The organism is Seohaeicola zhoushanensis (assembly GCF_014656415.1).
In the GTDB taxonomy this organism is placed as follows: Bacteria; Pseudomonadota; Alphaproteobacteria; order Rhodobacterales; family Rhodobacteraceae; genus Seohaeicola_A; species Seohaeicola_A zhoushanensis.
In genome coordinates, this window is record NZ_BNCJ01000013.1 from 61534 (window position 1) to 84642 (window position 23109).

A 23109-nucleotide genomic window follows, 5' to 3' on the forward strand; every position below is an offset into this window, starting at 1 on the left:
TCCTTGGATTTTTCTCGGCTTGTCCGGTGGATCAGGCCGCAATCAGGCGCAGCGGCAGCTTTTCAAGCATCCGCATCTGGTTGATCGGTTTATAGACCGGCGGGCCGGCCAGTTCGATCCGCTTTACGCGCTCGGCCAGTGCGGACAGGATCGAGGCCGCCTCGGCCCGGGCGATCATCTGGCCGATGCAGATATGCGCGCCCACGCCAAAGCCCAGGTGCGTGCCGGCCGACCGACGCTCGATCCGGAAGGCGTCGGGGTCTTCGAACTTGCGCGGGTCGCGGTTCGCGGCGCCAAAGAACACACCGACCTTGGTATCGGGCCGCAGCCGGACGCCGGAAAGCTCCATTTCGCCCGACGTCGTGCGATAGGATACGTGGAAGGACGGCTCGAGCCGCAGCGCCTCTTCAAAGGCCAGACCTGCCTTTTTCGGGTCGGCGTGGATCAGGTCATACTGGTCGGGATTTTCGGCCAGCTTGCACAGCGAGTGTCCGATGCCGGCCATGGTCGAATCCGCGCCACCGCCCACCAGCGAGCGGGTCATGTTCGATGCGAGGCCCGGTTCGGGAAACTCGCCCCGGTCCTCGGCCGCAAAAAGGTCGTCCGCGATAGAACCGGGACGCACGCCTTCACGCTGGCAACTGGACTCGAACCATCCGAGATAGGGCTGCGCCTTTTCCATCGCGGCATGGTAGAGGGCGTTCTGCGGGCCGGACTGATTGAAACGCATTTCGCCGATGGCAAGGATGTTGGGGCGGGGAAGGTCAATCCCCACGGCTTCGGGGAAAACGTCCAGAATGTAGGTTTCGGCGATATCCTCGACACCGTCGATCTCGCCGCGTTCCATCAGTTCGTCGGCAAGGGTGGCGGCGCGTTCGTCAAACTTCTGCTTCATCTTGCGGATGGCAATCGGCGAGAGATATTTCATGACCACATTGCGGATGGAGGTATGATCCGGCGGGTCGTTTTCCAGCATCCGGTTCGGCACGCGGAAATCGCCGGGCTTACGGATATCCTGGATGCCGATGCCGCCCTTCGCGGTGAACTTATCGAACTCTTTCAGGACGGTTTCGCATTCGTGGTGGCGACCGACCGCATAGACATTGTATTTTGGGATCAGAGCGATGGGCCCGGCTTCGCGCAGCTTTTCCTGGAATTCATAAGGGCTTCGCAGGACCTCGATGTCATAGGGATCGATGTCCAGCACGGGGGCCTCGTTTCGGTCGATGTCCGCCGCGGTGTCTGCCATCTCTGCTATCCTCTAGATTTTATGCCCGGCGCAGGACGCCGAGATTCGGCGGTCCATCGCACCAAGTGGGCGCTTGAGCGCACTCTATCGCCTGGGTGGGCGGTCGCTGTCCCCCCGAACGGGGAAAATGCCAGAGGAGCCGCGCCGTTAGGCTGCGGATCGCAGCCAGAGGTGAACGGCGATGTACTACGAGTTCCGCTTCTATGCGGTCGCGCCCGGCCGGCTTTCGGACGAGATGGCGCTTGTGCGCAATGTGGCGGTCGATCCGGCGCCCGACCTGCCGGCCGGGGAGGAAGGCAGCCTTTGGGATCGCTATGAGGTGCCGCGCCCGGTCGGGTCCTGGATCACCTTGACCGGCCGCGATTGCCCCGGGTTTCTCTACATCGTTCCCTGGGAAAGTCTCGACCAGCGCGATGCGAGCCTGCCGCGCTTCTGGACAGACCCGCTTTGGGCGAAGCGGCGGGCAGAGCTGACGGGTGGTCATACGCTGGTCAATTCGATCCAGACATTGATATTCTCACCCCTGCCCCAGGCCCTTGCCCTGCGTGACAAGCCGTCTCCGCTTCCGTTTGGCGGTGTGCATGAGTTGCGTATCTATGACCTGCTGACGGGCGACCAGCCGGAGGCGCAGCGCGTCCTGGCCGAAGTCGATCTTCCTGCGGCACAATCCCTTGGCGCGCAGATTCTGGGGTTCTTCGGGATGGTTCTGGGGTCCGACCGTCCACGGCTTGCCGCCTTGCTGGCCTGGCCGGATCTGGACACGCAGTTGCGGGCTGCCGAGGCGCTGGACAGTCATCCGGCCGTCACGGCGCAGCGCGAAGACGAGTATGCGCGCGCCGGTCGATTTATATTCGACCGCCTGGATCAGTATCTGCTGGAGCCGATGGAGTGGAACAGTCCGCGCCCCAACCTGGGAGCCCGAGCATGACTGCAACGCTCGCGCCCAGGGTCACGATCGAAGAGTATTACGAGCTTCGGCTTTACGAGATGCTGCCCGGCCGGCTTCCGGGCTTTCTGCCCCTGATGGAAGAGACCGCGATCCCCCAGTTTGCGGTTCACGGCATCCCGCGCCCTCTGGCCATCTGGGAGGGTCACGCCGGCCCCATGGCGCCACTTTACGCCTATCTGATCCGCTGGCGGTCGCTGGACGAACGGATGGCGCGTTGGAACGCCTTTTATGCCGATCCCCTTTGGAGCGAGCGGATGGGCGCCAATTTCGCCAGTGGTCCCCGGTTGCGGCGAACCCATGTTCTGATCCTGCGACCGTCGCATACATGGGCCTCGCTGGTGGACCCGGCGGTGACGGGACCGCAGAGCGGCATTCATGAGCTGGCGTTTCACAATCTGGACAACGACAACCCGGCCCGTGGTCACGACGCCATCGCACAGACAGACCTGCCCTTTCTGCAGGCGCGCGGTGGGCATGTTCTGGGGACGTTCATGACCTGGTACGGCGGGGGTATGAACCAGGCCATCACGGTGACGTCGTGGAAAGACGCTGAAAGCTGGCGCGCGGCGAGTGTCGCCCTCAAGAGCGATCCCGGGATTACCCGCCTTCATGACGCGTCGCGGACCCGCCGCGGAACGACCTTGGTGCAGGGATCGGACGTGCATCTGTTGCGACCGCTTCCGGGCTGGGAACCGGCCGCCAACTTCGGGCGTGTCTGAGGCCTATTCCGGCAGGACACGCACACTGGCCGAGGCGATCTTCCACTCTCCGGCGACGCGCTGGAACCGCCAGGTATAGAGGCCGTTCATTGCGATCTTTCCCGCTCCGTCCCGCCAGTCGGTGATCAGCGCGCGCGAGAGACCGTGCGCCGTATCTGTGTCGGCTCCGGCGGTCAGGACGACATCGGTCATCTGATGGCGGAACTTGCGGTTGAAGCGGTCTATGATCGACGACTGGATCATCGCCCGCAACGCCTGTTCACCGCGCTTGGTCTCTTGCGGCAGGCCGGAACCGCCCTGGCTGGCCGGAGGAGAGTTCTCGCGCGTCCAGGTGCCGTCTTCGGTGAACAACGCGGTGAAGCGATCCAGATCGCCCGCATCCGCGACATAGGCGTAGCGCGCGATCAGTGTCCGCAGGGCGACGTCGTCTGAGGGCGGCAGACGTGGCCCGTCGAGGATCTCGCCCCAGGTCATTCGGAATATACGCCCTGGGACAGCAGGTTCTTGCTGGCATAGTCGCCACCCTGTCCGCGGGTCAGGAAACCGGCGGTCATTCCGCCATCGACCGGAACGATGGCGCCGCTCATGTAGCTGGCGGAATCCGACAGCAACATCATCGCAACGGCGGCGATCTCGTCGGAGTTTGCCATCCGGCCCAGAGGAGTGCGGTCGTATACAACACGTTCGATGTATTTCTCGGGCATGTTGGCGCGCAGCAGCGGGGTATCGACGAAACCCGGCATGATCGCGTTGACCCGGATGCCATAGCGGCCCCACTCCAGTGCCAGCGACTTGGTCAGGCCGGCCACCGCGTGCTTGGACGACACATAGTGCAAGCGGCCGGGATGCCCGCCGAGTCCGTCGATGGAGCCGACGTTGACGATCGCGCCGCGGCCGCGCTGGATCATCGCCTGGGCGAATTCGCGCGCCGCCAGGAAGACACCATTCACGTTGACATCGAGGACGGCCTCGAAGTCGGCCAACTCTACTTTTTCCGCAGGCGCGGTGCGCGAGATGCCGGCGGAGGAAAAGAGCCCGTAGACCGGCCCGAGGTCGGACTCGACGGCCTTCGCGACTTTGCCCATCGCCACTTCGTCGCGAACGTCCAGCGCATAGCCTTCCGCCTTGACGCCCTTGGCGCGCAGCTCGGCCAGTGTCTTGTCGATATTGTCCTGATTGACGTCGAGCACGGCAACATGCGCCCCGTCGGTAGCCGCGGACAGGGCCGCCGAGCGGCCGATGCCCGAGGCGCCGCCGGTGATCGCGATGACCCTGCCCTTCAGTCCGTAATTCACCATGTGAGCGCCCTTTCGCAAAAGATGAGTCCTGTTGCGGCACGTTACGATCAGGGCCTGGTCGTGATTGTCCCCGGTGCCGGGGACCGTCAATCGGCCGCTGCGTGAATAATCGGCGGAAACCGATCGGAGGATACCATGGCAGTCATAGAAACCCGGCACCTGTTCACCCTGGGATGCGACGTCGATGGCGTCAGTCATCTTGGCCCCGTTCCTCAGGGGTACGAAAGACGGATCGTCACCGTCAGCGGCGGCACCTTCGAGGGTGCCGAAATGACCGGAAAGGTGCGCAGCGGCGGCGGGGACTTCCTGACCATCCGGCCAGACGGGGGCTATAACCTGGATGTGCGCCTGGTTCTGGAAACGGAGATGGGCGAGCTAATCTACATGACCTATGTCGGGCGGCGCAACGGAGCGCCGGAGGTCATGGACCGTTACAAGCGGAACGAGGCCGTGGCAGCCGGCGAAGACTATTTCCGAACCATCGTCCAGTTCGAGACCGCAGCGCCCCGGCTGTTTCGTCTGAACGACATTCTGGCGGTTGGAACCGGCCTGAGGCTGGCGTCGGGGCCGGTCTATGAGATTTTCGAGATTCTCTGAAGTCGCGGGCTCACCACGCGGAGCGCAGCACCTCGAGCACCTGCGCGGGCGAGTCAAAGCGGCGCCCTCCCGTCTGAAGCTCGGGATGAAGCATGGCCTCCTCTGCCATCTGCTCCAGGGCGTCCGCCGGGACGCCTTGCGCGCCTAGCCGAGTTGGCAGGCCGAGGTCTTTCACAAGTTCGGCCACCGTATCGGCCAGTGGCTGGCCGGGGGAGCCCATCGCTTCGGCCAGCGGGGCATGCAGGTGGCTTGTCTCAGGGGCTGTATAGCGCAGGACATGCGGCAGCAGGATCGCCGACGCCACTCCCTGGGGAAGGCCTGTCTGGCCGGTGATTGGCCGACCGATGGCATGAGAGGGCCCAAGCCGCACACCCTGCGCCGCGCCCTGAATCGTCTGCCAACTGCCCAGTTGACAGTCCTGGCGGGCGTTCAGATCTTCCGGGCGGGCCTTGCTCGCTCTCAGGCCACGGGTCAGCAGCCGCAGGCCCTGCAGGGCGCTGGCCTCGGCCATCGGGGCTGAACCGGCAGCGGAGCACCATGTGGCGATGGCATGATCGACAGCGCGCAGGCCGGACGACAGCCAGAGCTCTTCCGGTGTATCCAGCGTGGCGGTGGGGTCGAGCAGGACGATGTCCGCGGCCAGATCAGCATGGCTGACGATCTGTTTGCGGCCCGTCAGCGGATTGAGAAATCCGGCGGCGGGCGTGTATTCGGCCCCGGACAGCGTTGTCGGGACCGAGATGAGATAGGGCCGGGGCGACGCTGAGGTGGTCGAAAGAGCCAACCGCGCGAGATCGTCGGTTTCCGCCACATTGTTCGTCAGGCAGATCCTGGCGGATTTTGCGGCCTCGGCGACCGATCCGCCACCGACCGCGACCATCGCTTCGGTGCCCTTGTGGCGCAGCGCGCCGACAATGTTCATCACATCGGCAAATGGCGCGTCGCGACCGATGCCTTCGATCCGGTCGGTGCACCCGTCGCCAAGGATTGCACCGCAGCGTCCGCCGGCGCGTTTCGGCCCGGCAAGAGATTGCGACGTCACCAGTACGGTCTGCCGCGCCCAGAGTTCGCTTAGCGCCTTGGGGAGCATTTCTTCCAGCGGTTCCCCATAAATGACGATCTGCCGTTGAGGCGGCGTGTAGCGCCCTTTGAACATGTCCTGCTCCATCTGTTGTGGTAGGGGCCGGGGCTTAGCCACGCGGCCGGACGCGCAAGCCGGTTGGCGCGCGGAAGGCGAAGGCGGGTTGAAAGGTCATCGGACCCGGCTCGCCAAGGCGCATATGGGGAAAGGTCTGCGTCAGTTCCTCAAGCATGACCTTCACTTCCATCCGCGCGAGCGGGGCGCCAAGACAGACGTGAATGCCGTGGCCGAAGGTCAGGTGGCGGCGTCCGTTTGCGCGATCAAGCCGGAACCGGTCCGGATCGGCAAAGATTTCGGGATCGCGGTTCGCGGCCGCGAAGCTGACGATGATCTGCGATCCGGCGGGGATGTTCACACCGCCGATGGTGACATCCTTGACCGCGACACGGCGCCAGTTGGCCACGGCGCCATACATCCGCAGCCCTTCTTCAACCGCTGCCGGAATAAGTGTCGGATCCTGCACCAGAGCGGACCAGAGATCGGGGTCCGAGAGCAGCGCGTGTATCGTGTTTGTCGACTGGCTTGACGTTGTTTCATGGCCGGCAAACAGCAGCCCGAATGTGGCCGAGTTGATCTCGTTCACCGTAAGCCGTTCGTCGTCGCCGTCGCGCAGGCGGAGCAATTCGCTGGCGAAATCGTCGCCTGGTGCGTGCATCCGCTGTTCGACCAGCGCCACGACATAGTGCCAGAATTCGAGCAGGTTCTGCGCGGCACGCATCTGCGCCTCGGGCTGGGCCCGCGAGAAGCTGAGCATCAGACGATCCGTCGCCCAGGCCTTGACCTGAGCGGCGTCCTTCTGGGGAATGCCCAAAAGCCGGAATATGACCCGCGCCGGCAATTCATATGTCATCTCGCGCAGGAGGTCAGCTTCGTCGCGCTCTGTCAGGGTTGCGATGGCTGCCCGGCTTAACTGCCGGGTATCTGCTTCCAGAGCCAGCAGGCGCTTCTGGTTCATGGCCTGCGCGGCGAAGGAGCGGATCCGCGTGTGGCGCGGCGGATCGCAATTCACCTGGATCCCTTCCAGCGCGTAACCGCCGCTGGACAGCAGATCCAGCGCCTGGGAAGGCAGCGGAGAAATCGGGGTATTGGCGTTCGACGCCGAGAAGCTGTCGGGCGCGCGCAGGATTTCCTGCACGTCGGCGTAGCGGGTGACGACCCAATGGCCAAGCGAGGGCGCGTAGAAAACCGGTTCGGTCCGCTGCGCCCGCGCCAGGGTCTGGTGCATCCGGCCGTGATCGAAGGGATCCCAGTCCCAGCCGATGCTGCCGGCCGGACAGACCGCTTTCGGGATGTCCCACACTTTTGCAAGATCGCTCATTCCGCGCGTTCCTTCCGTCCGGCCACCCCTGCGTGGCTGAGGCCCGTGCCCCGCCCGAGGGGGCCGGCATGAAGACCTGGGGCAGCCGATTGCGGATGCCCCAGGTGCGTTCAGGCGGCAGACCGCGTCACGGGTTGGCGAGGACCAGCCCGCCGTCCTGGACCTTCAGGATCGCCGCGCCGTAATGCGGGTCGAAATCGTCGCTGTCCATCGTCCAGGTCCCATTGCCGAGGATCGTCGGGACGTCGCGCAGCCCGGCAAGAGCATCACGAACCTTTTCGCGCGTCGGCTCGGGGCCGGCCTGCTTGACCGCTTCAACGGCGAGGCTGGCCAGGGCAAAGCCCATCGCGGCCCAGTTGTCCGGCTTGGCGCCGTATTTCGCCTCGTAGCTGGCCACGAAGTCTTCGTTGCCCGGGTTCTTCGAGCCGATGAAATAGTCCGCGATCACGATCGAGCCTTCTGCCGCGCCGCCAGCCGTGTCGATGAAGGCCGGTGTCGCGAAGGACGAGGGCCCGACCATCGGGACCTCCATCGGCACGCCGGCCTGGCGGGCCTGAACGACGACGTTGGCGCCCACTTCGGCCGGTGCGGCCACAAAGAAGGCGTCGATACCGGAATTTGCCAGCCGTGTTCCGATGGCAAGGAAGTCGGTGTCGGACGACAGGATGCCGTCCTCGGACACCACCTCGACGCCGGTGCCCTGCAGTCCGGCGACAAAGGCGTTCTTCTGGCTGACGAAACCATCGTTGGAGCGGTCGAAGACGACGGCGATCTTCTTGATGTCGGTATGCTCGGCGACATATTTCGACAGCTCGCCCAGCATGTCGTCGCCGACCTGCTGAACCTTGAAGGACCAGGGCCCGGCCTGCACGATCCCGCGCGACGAGCCGATTCCGAACAGCGCGACTTTCTGTTCGTTGGCGACCGGTGCCCCCGCCGTGCCTTCGAGGCTGGTGGTCGGACCGATGATCATGAGCAGCGCGGGATCCTGTGCAAGGCGGCTGACCAGCGTGATGGTCTGACCCTTGTCACTGGCGGAATCGCCTTCCACCACCTCGAGCTTTACGTCGCCGAGCTTGCCGCTTTCGTTGCCCTGCTCGATGGCCAGTTTCATCGCGTTCTGGATCGGCACGCCACCAAAGGCATATGTCCCGGTCAGCGCGTTGATGACGCCGATCTTGTAGGTCTCGGCCTGAGCGAGCGTCACGCCGGCGGCAAGAACCGCAACGGAGGCCAGCAGCGTTTTCCTGAAAAGTCGCATTCTCATCTCCCTGAATTCCGGATTGTCTCCACGTGTGCCGGTCCCCGGTCAGACAGGTGCCACGTCAGGCCGTCTCCTCTGTCCGGCCCAGGTAATGGTCGACCACGAGCGGATCGTGCGCGAGGTCAGCGGCGGTGCCGCGCATGACGACGCGCCCCATCTCGAGAATTGCCGCATGATGGGCGGTCTCCAGCGCCAGCTTGGCATTCTGCTCGACCAGAAGGATTGTCAGCCCGCTGGCGTTCAGCCGAAGCAGGGCGTCGAACACTTCGCGCACGATGACCGGCGCGAGGCCGAGGCTCGGCTCGTCCAGCAGCAGGATACGTGGCGCTCCCATCAGGGCCCGGCCGATGGCCAGCATCTGCTGTTGCCCCCCCGACAGCGAGCCCGCCAATTGGGTTCGGCGCTCTGCCAGAACCGGGAACAGGTCATGCACCCGGTCGAGAGCGTTCCGGTCCCCGCTGCGCGTACCGGCTGCAATACGACCGAGTTCGAGGTTCTCGCGGACGGTCAACGGCGCGATGACCTGGCGTCCCTCCGGCACCTGAATGAGGCCCGCGCGCGCGATGCGATGGGCTGGTCGTCCGATCAGCTCGACCCCGTCAAAGCGGGCGTGACCCGTCTGGGCCTGCACCATGCCGCTGAGCGTGTTGAGGAGCGTGGACTTGCCGGCGCCGTTGGGGCCGATCAGGGCAAAGATTTCGCCCTTGCCAACCGTCAGGCTGACGTCCTTCAAGGCGCGAATGCCGCTGTAGGAAACGGAGAGCCCGGAGACTTCAAGCATCGGTTCAGCTCCCCAGATAGGCTTCGATGACGCGCGGATCGTTCACCACGGTCTCGGCAGCGCCCTGAGAGATCAGCCGCCCGGACGCTAGGACGCAGACATGGTCGCAAAGACGGCGGACAAATCGCATGTTGTGTTCGATCAGCAGGATCGCGACGCCCTGCGCGGCCACGTCGCGGAAGATCTCGGCGAGCGAATAGGCTTCGGCGTCGTTCATCCCCGCCACCGGTTCGTCCAGCAGCAGCAGGCGCGGTTCGGTGGCCAGCGCGCGCATCATCTCGATGCGTCTTTGGTGGCCGTAAGACAGCGATGCGGCGGGCCAGTCGGCCAGATCGGCCATGTCGAAGCGCTCCAGCAGATCCATCGAACGGCGCAGGAGGGCGCGGCGTTCGCGGAAGGCGGATGGCAGACCCAGAAGGCTTGACAGGGTCGACGTCGTCTCGTGTCGGTGGAATCCCGCCAGGACGTTCTCCAGCACGCTGGCTTCCTTGATCAGACGGATGTTCTGGAACGTGCGCGACACACCCATATGCGACAGGTGCTGCGCCTCCATCGTGCTGACGTCCTGGCCGTCCAGCTCCACCCGGCCGCGCGACAGCTTCAGCAGGCCGGCGATCATGTTCACGACGGTGGTCTTGCCCGCGCCATTGGGTCCGATCAGGCCCGTGATCTTGCCGGCTTCGGCCGCCATGCTCAGACTGTCGACCGCGGGCAGCCCGCCAAAGTCGCGTCCGACCTCGTGCAATGTCAGCATGCTCATATCGTCACCCCGTCGCGATCCTTCGCGCTTGCCCCGCGCGAGAGCGACCGATGCCGCAGCCGGCCCAGGACCGTGTCGACGATCCCGCGCGGCAGGAATGTGATGGACAGCATCAGCAGAGCCCCCTGCATGATCGACCGGTAGTCCTGAAAGCCGCGCAGCAATTCGGGCAGGCCGGTCAGGATCAGCGCACCGACGATCGGTCCGAAAATCGAGACGCGCCCGCCAAGGACCACCATGGCCAGCAGCATGACCACCATGTGGAACCCGAACTCGTTCGGCGTGATCGAATAGCTGCTGAAGGCATGCATCGCGCCGCCCAGACCGGCGATGGCCCCGGACAGAACAAAGGCGATCATATGGTGCTTGCGCACGTCATATCCGAGCGACACGGCGACGGTTTCATCCTCGCGGATGATATCGAAACCGCGCCCTATGCCGGACATCCCGATGACGTGCAGGAAGTATGCCACCACCACGACGGCGATGGCGGCCTCGGTGATGTGCACCGCCTTGGGGATCGAATTGATCCCCAGAGCCCCATCGGTCAGGCTGGTCCAGTTCAGAGCCAGCGACAGCACGATCTGAACGAGCGCGAGTGTCGCCAGCGCCTGGAAGACGCCGCGCAGCCGGGCCAGCGGCACGGCGACGATCGCACCGAAGAAGCCACCGGCGACCAGCGCGATCACCATGCAGAGCGCGGGTGGCACGCCATAGCGGGTGGCGAGGATCGCCGCGGCATAGGCACCGACCGCGGCAAAGGCCGCGCTGCCCAGCGAGAAGACCCCGGCCCGCAGGACGATGTATTGGCTGAAGGCCAGAACCATGTTCAGCAGGGCCAGTTCGGCAAGCGGTCCGTATCCGGCGAAAAAGCTCATTGCCGCGCCACCCGTGCTGCGCCGCCCGAAGCGCTGCCGAACAGGCCGGTCGGACGCGCCAGAAGGACGAGGAAGAGAAGGGAGAAAACCACCACATCCGCCATTCCGGCAGACAGGTACGAGACCGTCAGAACCTGCACGATCCCGATCAGAAGGCCGGCGATCAGCGCCCCGGGGATGCTGCCGAGCCCGCCGAGGATGATGACGACGAAGGCGCGCAGCAACAGAGGTTCGCCCATCATGAAGTGCACCGAGTTGAAGACGAGTCCGATCAGCACGCCCGCGACACCGGCCAGAGCGCCGGACAGGAAGAAGACCTGAAAATTGATCGAGAAGGGGTTGATCCCAAGCAGGCGTGATGTGCCCTCGGAATAAGCGACCGCCCTGATCTGGCGTCCGGCGTTTGTGCGCTGCAGATACCAGACAAGCCCGACGACCGTCAGGATGACCACGGCCATGATCACCAGCTGCAGAAGCTGAACCCTCACGCCCAGGATCTCGTAGAACCTGATCGGGAAGGTGTCGAAGGGAAAGCGCATGACCCGCGTGGCGGTCATCTGCTGGGCCAGCGACAGCAGGATCAGGTTCGCCCCGATGGAGGACACGATGGCCGAGAATTCGGGGGCATTCCGTTTTCGCAGCGGGCGGAACGCAACCCAGTCCAGCACGACCGACAGCAGCCCGCCGGCAACGGCGCCGATCACCAGCGCGGCGGCGAAGGGCAGATCGAACATGGTGACGGCGAACAGGCCCGCAAAGGCGCCCCACATGAACACCGCGCCGTGGGCCATGTTCATGATGTGATTGACGCCGAACAACAGGGTAAATCCAAGCGCGAACAGCCCGTAGACACTGCCCACGACGACACCATTCAGCAATTGCTGTGCTAACAACGAGACCTCCCTGGCGGTCCGGCCCCCTGACCGGTCGGTATTCTGTCTTTTGCAGGGTCCCACAGTTGCAGACGTCTGGTGTAACCAAGCCGGGGGACAGGGCCGAAGATTGTTTCTGATCCTGATATTGTTTTGTTATTTCAGTGGCTTGAATGACGGCCTCCTGGCAGGGATGCGCGCGTCTCCGATCCCTACCCATCCTTAGGCGAGACGGTCTGAAGGAATTGAAGGAGCAAGCGGTTCACCTGTGACGGCGATTCCTGTTGAACCCAGTGGCCCGCATTTTCCAGGATGTGGATGCCGCGCAGATCCGACAGTCGCGGAACGGGATCTGCGTATCGGTCGATCCCCGGAACGAACCATCGCGTCGGGTCCAGCGCGCCGCCTATAAATAGTGCGGGCATGTCGATCGTCCGATCGGAGTAAGGGCGCAGTCTTTCCCAATCGAGATCCGGGTTGCGATAGCGTTTGAGCGGACCGCGCAGGCCATTTGCCGCGAACTCGGCCACATAGAAGTCCAGTTCTTCCTGAGACAGCCATTCGGGCAGGCTGTCGCGTTCCGGTAATCCGTCCAGCAGGGTGCGCGATCCGAACGGGCGCAATAAGGCGTTGTTGTGCCGATCGCCCTCGGCGGACAGGCTGAGGAAGAACAGCCGCAGGAACCTTTCAATGTCGGGTTCGAACTCGGCCTCTGCCACGCCGGGCGTTTGGAAATACGCCTGATAGAACAGGGTATCCTTGTAGATATCGGCCCAGATCTCGGTGGGCCGGCGTTCAGGCGGAAACGTGGAGGGCACCGAGAGCGTGACCATGCCGCGCAGCAGGTCCGGAAACATCAGTGCGGCCGCCTGCACCTGCATGGAGCCCCAGTCGTGCCCGATGACCACGGCCCCCTCCGGCGACAGAGAACGGATGACCGCCGCGATGTCTTTTGCGTGTTCGGTAATCGCATAGGCCTGGGGCGCGTCCGGCCTGGAGGAGTTTCCGTAACCGCGGACGTGCAGCGCCGCGACCCTGTAGCCCGCTTCGACCAGCGGACGAAACTGGTGGCGCCACGAGAACCAGGATTCCGGAAAACCGTGCACCAGAACCACCAACGGACCCTCGCCCGCCATCGTGACGGCCAGAGTCATATCATGCGCGATGTCGACGCGGTGCAAATATGTCGGGACGTCCAATTTCATAGCTTGCCGATCCAAGGGTAAAGATTCGTCGATCTTCACGCATCTTCGGTGCCGCCCAGGTCCCCAGCGCGCGGGACGCGGCCCGTCACGCCTTGTTCAGGCGGGCCAGTCTGCCCGGCAATTGCGACAGGATGCTGCTGCGCTCGGCCGCCGGCAAAGAGTTCCAGCGGAACACTTCCAGGACAGTGCGGCCGCAGCCCTCGCAGAAACCGGCCTCGGCGTTCTGGCGGCAGATCCGCCGGCAGGGCGAAGGCGGGAGGCCAGACTGTTCGCGCTGGTCATTCATCGCGCAACCCCCTGCCGCCGCGACAGATTGCCGGCATGCAGCGAGATCGGCAGGCGCGTCAGCAAAAGCACGCCGAGGCCTAGGAAGATGACCGCAGCGGCGACAAATACCGCCGCCGCCCCTGCCCTGTCGATCACGAAACCGGCCAGTTGCACGCCGACGGCCTGGGACAGGAAATAGAAGGTTGCGAAGATCGCGACCGACGACCCCCGAACGTCCGGCGCCATCTGGGTGGCCATGGTCTGGAGCGAGTTGTGGATCATGTAAAATCCCAGCCCCATGGCGGCGATCAGCGGCACCGCTGTCCAGGCTATCTGGGTCATGGCCAGCCCGAAATAGGTCGCCGCCACGATCAGCGAACCTATAAAAGGCAGTTTACGGTTCCCCAGCAGAGCAAACAGACGCGACGACTGTGTCACGTAGACCAGCCCGCCTATGCAGTAGCTGGCCAGAAACGCACCGACCATGGCAAAGTCAAAGCCGAAGCGAAACCGCAATGCCGCGCCGACGTAGGTGAAGGCCCCGAACATCGCAAAGGCCTCTATCGACACCGCGAGCAGGACAAAACGAACGACCGGATCGCGCAGCAAGCGGGAGAAGGTCTGTATCGTTGCGCGCACGCCGCCCGATCCGCCGCCGGTCCCGACAGAGGCACCGCCGCGCAGGCGTGCAATGACCAATCCGGCAACCGCCAGAACATAGATCGCGGCGATCAGCAGAAAGGTGCTGCGCCAGCCGAAATATTCCCCCATCACGCCGCCGCCGACCTGGCCGGCCAGAAGGCCCAGAATCTGACTCGACATGAACTTGGCCAGAAGGGGCTGCCGCTCTTCATGGGGGACAGCGTCACCGATCCAGGCGATGGCCAGTGGCACGATGGCCGCCGCCGCAACTCCGGACAGCAACCGCGCGAGGGCGATGCCGGTAAGCGTTGTGCTGAAGGCGCAGGCCAATGTCATCAGGCACGACGCGACGCCGGCCCAGGTGATCACCCTGAACTTGCCGTAGCGGTCGCCAAGCCGGCCGAAGACAAGCTGGAAAAGGCCGTAGGTAAAGGCATATCCCGTCGCGACGAAGGCGACAGAGCCGATATTGACACCGAACTCCAGGGCGATCTGCGGCAAGACCGCATCCATTACCCGCGTCGTCGCCGCAGCGGCGAAGGATGCGATCGCGAGATAGCGGATGATTCGACCTGTCTCCTGTCGATGGGAAGGCGCGTCAGATCGCATCATCTTGCTGCTTTCTCTTGTCCGCACGGCGCGAGCGGCTCCAGTCTGCGATCCGGCGGGCAGGCGGTATGTCCCCCCGCGGGTTACGGCGGTACCACGTTCCGTGGCGGATAAGGGCCGGGACAGCGCAAGGGAAAGGCAAAACGAAATGATCTACGAATTACGCCAGTATCTGGTCGATCGCGGCCGGACCGGTCACAATCATCTGCGCATGACGGGAGAGCTCCCCGCGCTTCTTGCCCGGCATGGGGTGCATGTGGCCGGACGCTGGGATGCCCTGGCCGGCCCGCGCTGGCCGATGTTCTGCTATATCATGGAGTGGGAAAGCTATGCCGCGCGGGATGCCGCCTGGGGCGCCTTCTATGCCGATCCCGACTGGGCCCGCATCCGGTCTGAAACCAACGCCGGGCATGAAATGATCCAGGAGAACCAGCTTCAGTTCATAGCGCCAAATCCGGCTCTTTGCCCGGATGGCCCGTCGTTCACCGGACCGGACAGCATTCACCAGCTTGTGGTCCATAAGACGGCGATTGGCCGGACGGGCGAGGTCAACCGGTTTCTGGCCGAGACCTATCTGCCTCAGGTTCAACAGGCCGGTGCCGGAGTCATGGGTGTCTGCGACGTCATTAGCGGACCGGCCATGCCGGCGGTGGTGATGTTCCTGAACTGGGAGAACCCGAGCGCCTGGCGGAAGGGCTGGCGGGATTTCACCCTGAACCCGGTCATGATCGGCGCTTATGAGGCACAGCGCGCCGCGAATGGAGCGACCCTGCTGGACCGTGGCGAGGTGATCGTGATGGAGACGCTAGACGGACTTCCGCCGCAGCCGAAACTCCGGTTCTGACAAAGCCGCCCCAACCGCTGTTGCGCCGGGTTTCCCAGGCCATCTGCGGGGGGCACACAAGCGAGGATCGCACGTTCCCCCGTCCGGGGGACAGAAAAAACTAAACTGTCATTTAATAAACCTTCGAACCTGTTCCTTCCTGTTGCGAAGGGCCGGTGCGCTTTTGGAGGAGGCACTTTTCGATGAAACGACTCACTGCCCTTAGATCGACCCTGACCGCTGCCGCGCTGCTGTCCGTTGCCACTGCAGCCGGAGCGACCGACATTCGCTATGCGACCGGTTTCGCGCCGGGCACCACGGGCGCCAACACGGCGATCGCGACCGCAGAGAAGTTGTCCGAACTGACCAATGGCGCCATGAAAATGGAGGTCTTTCCCCAGTCGCTTCTCAGCTTCGGCGAGATGAATGCCGGGGTTCGGGACGGTATCGCGGACGCGGGCTTTGTTTTGTTGCCCTATTTCCCGGCCGAATTCCGCAACACAGGGATGATCGCTGACCTGACGATGATCTTCACGCTCAAGAACACCGGCGATCGCGGCGGGCTGGCCTGGACCGGGGCGCTGACCGAATACATCATGCTGAACTGCGACGCGTGCCAGGCAGAGATGGCCGCGCAGAACCAGGTTTACACATCCACCTCCGCCACCGAATATTCGTTGATGTGCACCAAACCGCTTGGCACGGCAGAAGATCTCAAAGGTCTGAAGATCCGTGTTGCCGGTGCCAACTGGAGTCGCTGGGCGCAGGACGTCGGTGCCACGCCGGTTTCCCTGCCGCAGAACGAACTGTACGAAGGGCTGAGCCAGGGCATCATCGATTGCACGATTTCCGGAATGACAGAAATCAATGACGCAGGTCTGTCCGACGTTCTGAAAGCGGTCATGGTCGATGTGCCCGGCGGCGGTTTCGGCGGGTCGGCGATGATGAACATCAATCGCGACGTCTGGCAGTCGCTCAGTGTCGACGAGCGGATGGCTTACGCCAAGGCGGCCACCTTCGCCGGGGCGAAGCTTGCCTGGGACTATCGCGTGGGCAATACCAAGGGACGCGAGACCGCCGAGGCAAAAGGGATCGACGTGGTCGATGCCGACGCGGCGCTGCGGGCGGCGACCGAGGAATGGATCCATCAGGATTTTGACGGCATCGCCAAGCTCTACGCTGAAAAATACGCGCTTAAAGGCACCGATGAGTCCGTCGCCACTTTCATGCAGATCTTCGAGAAGTGGACCGGGCTGGTGGCAAACGTCGACGGCGCAGAGGCTTTGAGCGATCTGATCTGGGAGCAGATCGGCACCAAAGTCGATTTCAACACTTACGGCATGTAATGCGCGACCAACAGGAGCCGCCATATGACAGGCGGCTCCCAACCTCGCTCGGTCCGAACCTGCCTGGGACGGCCAAGCGACCGAGCGTCAGTTTCCCGCGGCCGGCGTGTCCGCCAAGGGCAAAGCGGGCTGAATGTGCGGCCGGAGGATCGGGAAGGCCGCTTGCCGTCTGGCAGAGGGCCTGCAAATGGCCTCTGCAACGCACACCATGTCGGCAAGGGAGGGCCACATGACAACACCCACAGCAGGTCGCGCCGCAACGCCTGAAAGAGGATTGACGAGGCTTGGCCGGGTCATATCGCGCGTCGTGTCTTTGCTCTCTTTTATCGGGACTGTCCTTCTGGCGGTCATGGTGCTGCACATCACGCTGGATGTGGCTTCGCGGTACATCCTGAATACGCCCCTTCCCGGAACCATCGAGATTGTCATCAACTATCACATGATCATCATCGGGTTCCTGTCGCTGTCCTTCACCGAGGAAAAGAACCGGAACATTTCGGTCGAATTGGTCGCCGACCTGCTGCCGAAACGGGTTCAGCTGCGTCTGGATGTCCTGGCCAGTTTTGTCTCGGTGGTCGTTTTCGGGTTCCTCACCTATCGAAACTGGGTTGAAGCGATGAAAAAGTTCGACATCCTCGCCTTTGTCACACAGGGCACAACCGACATTCCGATCTGGCCGGCCTACTTCGTGGTGCCGTTCGGCTGTGCGATGGTCTGTCTCGTGGCGCTTTACAAGCTGATCTGCGGACTGACCGGCGTGAAATCGGGGCTCGATTCCGAGCTGTTTGATGTCGATGAACTGACCGTTCCTGGAGAAGCCGCATGAGCAATGTCGAAATCGGGTTCAGCGCGCTGGGGATATTGTTCGTCCTGCTTGCGATGCGCATCCCGATCGGTCTTTCGCTGATCGTGGTTTCTTTCGGCGGTCTCTGGGTTCTGATCGGCTGGAAAGGTGCCTATGGTGCCATCGGGATCGTGCCCTACAAGTTCACGGCGAACTGGGTCCTCAGTTCGATTCCGATGTTCCTGTTGATGGGATACGTCGCCTATCACGCCCAGCTGACCAAGGGTCTGTTCCAGGCCGCGCGGGTATGGATGGGTGCGTTACCGGGCGGCCTGGCAATATCCGCGGTCATTGGCTCTTCCATTTTCGCGGCTGTGACGGGGTCATCGCTGGCCTGCACCGCCGCCATGGGCCGTATCGCGGTACCGGAGATGCTGAGAAGCAACTACCACCCCGAACTGGCCACCGGCACGGTTGCCATCGCCGGCACCATCGGCGCGCTGATACCTCCGTCGATCCTGTTGATCCTTTACGGAGTGATCGCCAGCCAGCCGGTGCCGCATCTCTTTCTTGCCGGTCTCGGGGTCGGGGTAATCAGCGCCATTGCCTATGTTGTCGTCATCGTTCTGCGGGTCGCGGTCAACCCGAACATCGCCCCCCCGGTGAACAACGACTACACCTGGCGCGACCGGTTCACCGCTCTGGGGGATACCTGGCCGATCATTCTCGTGATGATCTTTATCTTTGCAGGCCTGTTCGGCGGAATATTCACGGCGACCGAGGCCGGCGCACTTGGAGCCTTCTTTGCCTGCATCGTAGGATTCGCCAAGCGGACGCTGACCTGGCAGAAATTCCGGGCCGCCGCGCTGGAATGTCTCCTCACCACCAGCGCCTTGATCGTCATCGGCGTGGGCGCCAGCCTGTTCACGCGCTTCCTTGCGATTTCGGGTGTGGGCACGGCAATTTCCACGACCATCCTCGGTATATCCGATCAGGCAATCGTCATCCTGATCATGATCGTCGTGCTTTACCTTCTGATCGGCTGTTTTCTCGAGCCGGTCGGGGCGCTGCTGCTGACCCTGCCCATCGTCCTGCCGATCATCCTTGCCGGGGGATACGACATGATCTGGTTCGGCCTGCTGCTGGTGAAACTGCTCGAGATCGGGATGGTCACGCCGCCCATCGGGATGAACGTCTTTGTCATGAAGGGCGTTGTCGGCGATCAGGTCAGCCTGACCTCGATCTTCAAGGGCGTGGGCTGGTTCATCGTCATGGATCTGGTTGTCGTCGCGGGCATGATCGCCTTTCCCGAAACGGTGCTGTGGCTGCCCAACCTTCTTCTCAACTAGACCCTATCCAAAGACAAAGAACAGGAAACGGACAATGAAAACCATCACTGGCCTCGACGAACTCAAGGCAATGATCGGCCAGACCATCGGCCCGTCGGACTGGCTGACCGTGACGCAGGAGATGATCGACGGCTTTGCCAGGGTCACCGGCGACAACCAGTGGATCCATGTCGATGTCGAACGCGCGCGGAAAGAGTCTCCGGCGGGCACGACCATCGCGCACGGGTTCCTGGTGCTGTCGCTGATCGGCAGTCTGCAACCGGGGATCTACACTGTTAAATCAAGACAGACCCTGAACTACGGCATCGAAAAGCTGCGCTTTCTGAACATGGTGCGTTCGGGCGCCCGTATCCGCCTGTCCGAGCAGATTCAGTCGGTCGAGGACACCGGCAAGGGCCATCGCACCACCTCGCGCGTGACCATCGAGGTCGAGGGGGAAGAGCGCCCGGCCGTCGTGGCCGATCTGGTGTTTCTCTACTTCTTCTGACGCCGCGCCGCCTGTTACCGCCAAGGGAGGATGACCATGTCTACGGATCCGGCGCTGATGCCGCTGAGGAAAATCGCAACTTACGATGCGCTTCTGAACCATCACGCGGTCGCGAACCGCGGCCGGATCGGGCTGCGGTATGGTGACGAACTCTATACTTTCGACGAGATGAACCTGCGCGCCAACCGTGTTGCAAACGGTCTAATGGCCGCTCGGTTGACCAAGGATGCACGGGTCACACACATTGGCAAGAACGACTCCCGCTTCTTCGATATCCTCGGAGGCTGTGCGAAATCCGGGGTCGTCTTCTCGCCGATCAGCTGGCGGCTCGCGCCTCCGGAAATGGTCGATCTACTGAACGATTTCGATGTGAAGATCGTCTTCCTGGATGCCGAGATGGATCATGTGGCCGAAGCGATCGCGGTCAATTGCCCGCAGGTTCAACAGATCATCGGGATCGGCCGGGCGTTCGGCCAGGCCCCCGATTTCGACAGCTGGATCAAAGCGCAGGACGATGCCGATCCACGTCTGGACGTCGACTCTGAAGATGTCCTTTTGCAAATCCACACCTCCGGCACGACAGGTCGGCCGAAAGGGGCAATGCTGTCCCACAGCAATATCCTGGGTCTGGCCAAACACGCGCTGACCGGAGACGTCGGGACCTGGGGACCCGACGATATCAACCTGGTCCCGCTGCCGCTGTTTCACTCGGGGGGAACCTGTTTCGCGCTGTACGGACTTCTGGTGGGCGCGACGACCTATCTGGTCCGCGAACCGCGGCCCGACCTGATGTTCGACGCCTTCGGGAAGGAGAAGATCACCAAGGCGGGGTTCGTGCCGGCCGTGATCCAGATGGTCGTGAACCATCCCGATTTCGATCGTTCCAAGGTGGCGACCCTTCAATGCGTATACTACGGCGGCGCTCCGATCACGGCGGCGCTGCTGGAACAGGCGATGACGCTGCTTGGCTGCGGATTTCATCAGATGTTCGGCATGACCGAGAGTTCCACCGCCGGCACCTCGCTTTTTCCCGACGAACACGACGTTACCCGGCCCGAGTTGCTGAAGTCCTGCGGCCGGGCAAATTCCGACACGCAGATCCGCATCGTGGATGCCGATCGACAGGATGTGCCGGCGGGTGAATCCGGAGAAATCGTCCTGAAGTCGCCCGGCATCATGAAGGGTTACTACAAGCGGCCCGAAGCGAGTGCCGACGTGTTGCAGGACGGCTGGTACTATACCGGGGATGTCGGATATCTGACCCCGGAAGGGTATCTCTATATCCGGGACCGGCTCAAGGACATGATCATTTCCGGTGGCGAGAACATCTACCCTGCCGAAGTGGAGCAAGGGCTGGCCCGCCATCCGGCGATACTCGAGTGCGGTGTCATCGGGGTCCCCTCGGCCAAATGGGGCGAGGAGGTGAAGGCCTGTGTCGTGCTGCGGCCCGGCCAATCGGCGACCGAAGCCGAGATCATCACCCACTGCCGCAGCCTGCTGGCGGGTTACAAATGCCCGAAGTCGGTCGATTTCATCGACGCCCTGCCCCGCAACGCAAACGGCAAGATTTTGAAGCGCGTTCTGCGCGAGCCCTATTGGTCGGCGACCGACCGTCAGGTGAGCTGAGCGCCGTCATGGACGTTCGGCCCGGAGTCTTCTCCCACCGGGCCGGATGAACTGCGGGTGGCGGCAGAGTCGATGCCGCCACCCGCTCCTTGCTTTCCATAACCCTGCGGGACCACGCCATGACCTTTGAGACCATTCGATACGAGATCGTCGACGGAGTCGCCCGTATCTGTCTGAACCGGCCCGAGCATCGTAACACCATGAACGTGCCGATGATGCGTGATATCCTTTCCGCCCTCGATCTGGCCGATACCGATGACGCGGTGCGGGTGATCCTGTTCCACGGAGCGGGCCGCATGTTCTGCGCGGGCGCGGATCTCTCGGCGGGGGGCGAAACCTTCGACTATGACAGCCGTTCCGGCGGCAGCACCGGTCCGGTGCGTGCGGATGGAAGCATTGACTATGCTCACCCCGAGGTCCGCGACGGGGCAGGTCTGATGACCTTGCGGATCTTCAAAGCGACCAAGCCGGTGATCGCGGCGGTTCATGGCGCCGCCGTTGGCGTGGGCACGTCACTGATCACGGCGATGGATGCCCGCTTTGCCGCGGACAATACGAAGTTCGGCTTTGTCTTCACGCGCCGCGGAATTGTCCCCGAAGGCGCCTCGACCTGGTTCCTGACACGGCAGGTCGGGATCGGCACAGCGCTGGACTGGTGTCTTTCGGGACGCGTATTTCCAGCGCAGGAAGCGCTTGAGAAGGGATTTGTCCGTTCGCTTCATCCAGAGGACCAAGTGCTGGATGCGGCGATGGACTATGCGCGCGAGATTGCAGCGCATACCGCGCCGGTCTCGGTTGCGCTCACCCGGCAGATGTTGTGGCGAATGGCGGGGGCGGACCATCCGATGATGGCGCACCGGCTTGACAGCCGGGGCGTCTATGTCCGCGGACGCATGGCAGATGCGCGCGAGGGCGTGACCAGTTTCCTGGAAAAGCGCGCGCCCAGATTCACCGACCGTGTTTCGACCGACATGCCCGACTTCTATCCTTGGTGGGATGAGCCCGACTATTCCTAGGCCGACCTCAGGCGGCGCGCCCGCTTAGCGACGCAAACCGAGCCTGATGCCGGCCGATATCGCCGAACATCGGTTCGCAGGAGATCAGGCGCTTGAAATACTGGCCGACGGCAACCTCCTGGCTGACTCCCATCCCGCCGTGCAACTGCACCGCGTTTCGGCCGACATACCGGGACGATTGGATGCATTGAACTTTGGCGGCCGAGACCGCCCGCATGCGGTCTTGCTCTCCCTCGCTCAGGGTGGCGGCTGCGCCAAGCGACATGGCTTCGGCGGCGGACAGCTCGCTTTGCATTTCGGCGATGCGATGCCGCAGGGCCTGGAAATTGCCGATTTCGGTGCCGAACTGCCTGCGGGATTTTACATGCTCGATGGTCAATCGCAGCGCCGCGCGCATCGCCCCAACAGATTCCGCGCAGACGAATACGGCCGCCAGATCGAAGGCGGCGTCAATGGCCGTGCGGGTGTCGGCTGTCGCCGCACCCAGGCGTTCCGCCGGGACATCGTCAAAGATCATATCCGCGCCAGCGCGGTCATCGACCAGCCGATAGGCATTGACGGTCAGTCCCGGCGCGTCGCGATTCACGATTGCCACGACAGGCGCGCCCTGCTCTTGCGCCACCACCAGAAACCGGTCCGCCAGCGGCGCATCCATCACAACCATCTTCTCGCCCCGCAGCTGCAGGCCATCATCCGCGGCCGTGGCCACCGTCGCGCCGCGGAAGGGATCGAAGCGCGCCGTTTTCTCGGCATGTGCGACGGCCAGCCGCAAACGTCCCTCGGCTATCGCCGGAAGCATCGCCTGCTTCTGCGCCTCGTCACCCAGCCGAATGATCAACTCGGCGCCCAGAACAGCCGTCGACAGGAACGGATCAACGACCAGATGCCGCCCCAGCGCTTCGGCCACGAGATGGAGGTCCATTGCTCCCATGCCGATGCCGCCGAAGGAGTCCGGGATTATCAGGCCAGTCACGCCAAGATCGGCCAGTCCCTGCCAGGTATCCGAGGGCATAGGCGGCCACGAGGCCGTCAGTTTCCGCCACGATGCGATGTCATAGCTGTCGGCCAGCCAGGCGTTCAGGCTGTCGCACAGCATCGATTGCTCAAGGCTCAGAGAGAAATCCATCGT

General features: G+C 63.2%; 24 protein-coding genes. 10 read left to right on the forward strand and 14 right to left on the reverse strand.

What is annotated here, in order from left to right; translation table 11 throughout:
• Positions 1 to 31: 31 nt before the first annotated feature.
• Complete coding sequence (locus IE266_RS18535) at positions 32 to 1249, reverse strand: cytochrome P450 (RefSeq protein WP_189681608.1); 1218 nt, start codon at positions 1247 to 1249, stop codon at positions 32 to 34.
• A gap of 181 nt (positions 1250 to 1430) precedes the next feature.
• Here IE266_RS18535 and IE266_RS18540 point away from each other — a divergent pair, with 181 nt between their 5' ends.
• The gene (locus tag IE266_RS18540) at positions 1431 to 2177 is read left to right on the forward strand and encodes an NIPSNAP family protein (protein ID WP_189681609.1); all 747 of its coding nucleotides are present in this window, start codon (positions 1431 to 1433) and stop codon (positions 2175 to 2177) included.
• On the forward strand, positions 2174 to 2917 hold the full coding sequence (locus IE266_RS18545) for an NIPSNAP family protein (protein ID WP_189681610.1): 744 nt from the start codon (positions 2174 to 2176) through the stop codon (positions 2915 to 2917). The genes IE266_RS18540 and IE266_RS18545 overlap by 4 nt, the downstream gene beginning before the upstream one ends.
• 3 nt (positions 2918 to 2920) lie before the next feature.
• On the opposite strand, the gene IE266_RS18550 is transcribed toward IE266_RS18545, so the two are convergent.
• Both IE266_RS18550 and IE266_RS18555 read right to left on the reverse strand, forming a co-directional pair.
• Positions 2921 to 3391, reverse strand: coding sequence for a nuclear transport factor 2 family protein (locus IE266_RS18550; protein ID WP_189681611.1), 471 nt, complete (start codon positions 3389 to 3391; stop codon positions 2921 to 2923).
• On the reverse strand, positions 3388 to 4215 hold the full coding sequence (locus IE266_RS18555; RefSeq protein ID WP_189681612.1) for an SDR family NAD(P)-dependent oxidoreductase: 828 nt from the start codon (positions 4213 to 4215) through the stop codon (positions 3388 to 3390). The genes IE266_RS18550 and IE266_RS18555 overlap by 4 nt, the downstream gene beginning before the upstream one ends.
• Before the next feature lie 135 nt (positions 4216 to 4350).
• On the opposite strand from IE266_RS18555, the gene IE266_RS18560 reads away from it, so the two are divergent.
• On the forward strand, positions 4351 to 4812 hold the full coding sequence (locus tag IE266_RS18560; RefSeq protein WP_189681613.1) for a DUF3237 domain-containing protein: 462 nt from the start codon (positions 4351 to 4353) through the stop codon (positions 4810 to 4812).
• A 10-nt stretch (positions 4813 to 4822) separates the two neighbouring features.
• Here IE266_RS18560 and IE266_RS18565 read toward each other — a convergent pair whose 3' ends face one another.
• The 10 genes from IE266_RS18565 to IE266_RS18610 all read right to left on the reverse strand — a co-directional run bounded on the left by IE266_RS18565 (position 4823) and on the right by IE266_RS18610 (position 14552).
• Positions 4823 to 5968: an iron-containing alcohol dehydrogenase gene (locus IE266_RS18565; protein ID WP_189681614.1), complete on the reverse strand. Its 1146-nt coding sequence runs from the start codon at positions 5966 to 5968 to the stop codon at positions 4823 to 4825.
• Between the two features lie 34 nt (positions 5969 to 6002).
• Positions 6003 to 7271 carry a cytochrome P450 gene (locus IE266_RS18570; RefSeq protein WP_189681615.1) on the reverse strand — a complete coding sequence of 423 codons (1269 nt, stop codon included), beginning with the start codon at positions 7269 to 7271 and terminating at the stop codon, positions 6003 to 6005.
• Between the two features lie 127 nt (positions 7272 to 7398).
• Positions 7399 to 8532 carry an ABC transporter substrate-binding protein gene (locus tag IE266_RS18575; protein WP_189681616.1) on the reverse strand — a complete coding sequence of 378 codons (1134 nt, stop codon included), beginning with the start codon at positions 8530 to 8532 and terminating at the stop codon, positions 7399 to 7401.
• A gap of 64 nt (positions 8533 to 8596) precedes the next feature.
• Positions 8597 to 9316 (reverse strand): ABC transporter ATP-binding protein, encoded by a 720-nt coding sequence (locus IE266_RS18580; protein ID WP_189681617.1) that lies wholly within the window; start codon positions 9314 to 9316, stop codon positions 8597 to 8599.
• Between the two features lie 4 nt (positions 9317 to 9320).
• Complete coding sequence (locus IE266_RS18585; RefSeq protein WP_189681618.1) at positions 9321 to 10076, reverse strand: ABC transporter ATP-binding protein; 756 nt, start codon at positions 10074 to 10076, stop codon at positions 9321 to 9323.
• Positions 10073 to 10954: a branched-chain amino acid ABC transporter permease gene (locus IE266_RS18590; RefSeq protein WP_189681619.1), complete on the reverse strand. Its 882-nt coding sequence runs from the start codon at positions 10952 to 10954 to the stop codon at positions 10073 to 10075. Before IE266_RS18590 ends, IE266_RS18585 begins: the two co-directional genes overlap by 4 nt.
• A complete protein-coding gene (locus tag IE266_RS18595) occupies positions 10951 to 11847 on the reverse strand; it encodes a branched-chain amino acid ABC transporter permease (RefSeq protein WP_189681620.1) in 897 nt (298 codons plus the stop codon). Before IE266_RS18595 ends, IE266_RS18590 begins: the two co-directional genes overlap by 4 nt.
• Before the next feature lie 191 nt (positions 11848 to 12038).
• Positions 12039 to 13031 (reverse strand): alpha/beta fold hydrolase, encoded by a 993-nt coding sequence (locus IE266_RS18600; RefSeq protein WP_189681621.1) that lies wholly within the window; start codon positions 13029 to 13031, stop codon positions 12039 to 12041.
• An 85-nt stretch (positions 13032 to 13116) separates the two neighbouring features.
• Positions 13117 to 13317 carry a DUF1289 domain-containing protein gene (locus IE266_RS18605; protein ID WP_189681622.1) on the reverse strand — a complete coding sequence of 67 codons (201 nt, stop codon included), beginning with the start codon at positions 13315 to 13317 and terminating at the stop codon, positions 13117 to 13119.
• On the reverse strand, positions 13314 to 14552 hold the full coding sequence (locus IE266_RS18610) for an MFS transporter (RefSeq protein ID WP_189681623.1): 1239 nt from the start codon (positions 14550 to 14552) through the stop codon (positions 13314 to 13316). Before IE266_RS18610 ends, IE266_RS18605 begins: the two co-directional genes overlap by 4 nt.
• Positions 14553 to 14697: 145 nt before the next feature.
• Here IE266_RS18610 and IE266_RS18615 point away from each other — a divergent pair, with 145 nt between their 5' ends.
• From IE266_RS18615 to IE266_RS18645, 7 genes are all read left to right on the forward strand, one after another.
• Positions 14698 to 15393 carry an NIPSNAP family protein gene (locus IE266_RS18615; RefSeq protein ID WP_189681624.1) on the forward strand — a complete coding sequence of 232 codons (696 nt, stop codon included), beginning with the start codon at positions 14698 to 14700 and terminating at the stop codon, positions 15391 to 15393.
• Between the two features lie 182 nt (positions 15394 to 15575).
• Positions 15576 to 16718 (forward strand): C4-dicarboxylate TRAP transporter substrate-binding protein, encoded by a 1143-nt coding sequence (locus tag IE266_RS18620; protein ID WP_189681625.1) that lies wholly within the window; start codon positions 15576 to 15578, stop codon positions 16716 to 16718.
• Positions 16719 to 16947: 229 nt separating this feature from the next.
• Positions 16948 to 17544 (forward strand): TRAP transporter small permease, encoded by a 597-nt coding sequence (locus tag IE266_RS18625; RefSeq protein WP_189681626.1) that lies wholly within the window; start codon positions 16948 to 16950, stop codon positions 17542 to 17544.
• The gene (locus IE266_RS18630; RefSeq protein ID WP_189681627.1) at positions 17541 to 18851 is read left to right on the forward strand and encodes a TRAP transporter large permease; all 1311 of its coding nucleotides are present in this window, start codon (positions 17541 to 17543) and stop codon (positions 18849 to 18851) included. Before IE266_RS18625 ends, IE266_RS18630 begins: the two co-directional genes overlap by 4 nt.
• A gap of 34 nt (positions 18852 to 18885) precedes the next feature.
• On the forward strand, positions 18886 to 19338 hold the full coding sequence (locus tag IE266_RS18635) for a MaoC family dehydratase (RefSeq protein WP_189681628.1): 453 nt from the start codon (positions 18886 to 18888) through the stop codon (positions 19336 to 19338).
• 36 nt (positions 19339 to 19374) lie between these two features.
• Positions 19375 to 20964, forward strand: coding sequence for a long-chain-fatty-acid--CoA ligase (locus IE266_RS18640; protein ID WP_189681629.1), 1590 nt, complete (start codon positions 19375 to 19377; stop codon positions 20962 to 20964).
• A 119-nt stretch (positions 20965 to 21083) separates the two neighbouring features.
• A complete protein-coding gene (locus IE266_RS18645; protein WP_189681630.1) occupies positions 21084 to 21980 on the forward strand; it encodes a crotonase/enoyl-CoA hydratase family protein in 897 nt (298 codons plus the stop codon).
• A 7-nt stretch (positions 21981 to 21987) separates the two neighbouring features.
• Here the strand turns inward: IE266_RS18645 and IE266_RS18650 are convergent, their stop codons facing one another.
• A complete protein-coding gene (locus IE266_RS18650) occupies positions 21988 to 23106 on the reverse strand; it encodes an acyl-CoA dehydrogenase family protein (protein WP_189681631.1) in 1119 nt (372 codons plus the stop codon).
• Positions 23107 to 23109 lie beyond the last annotated feature (3 nt).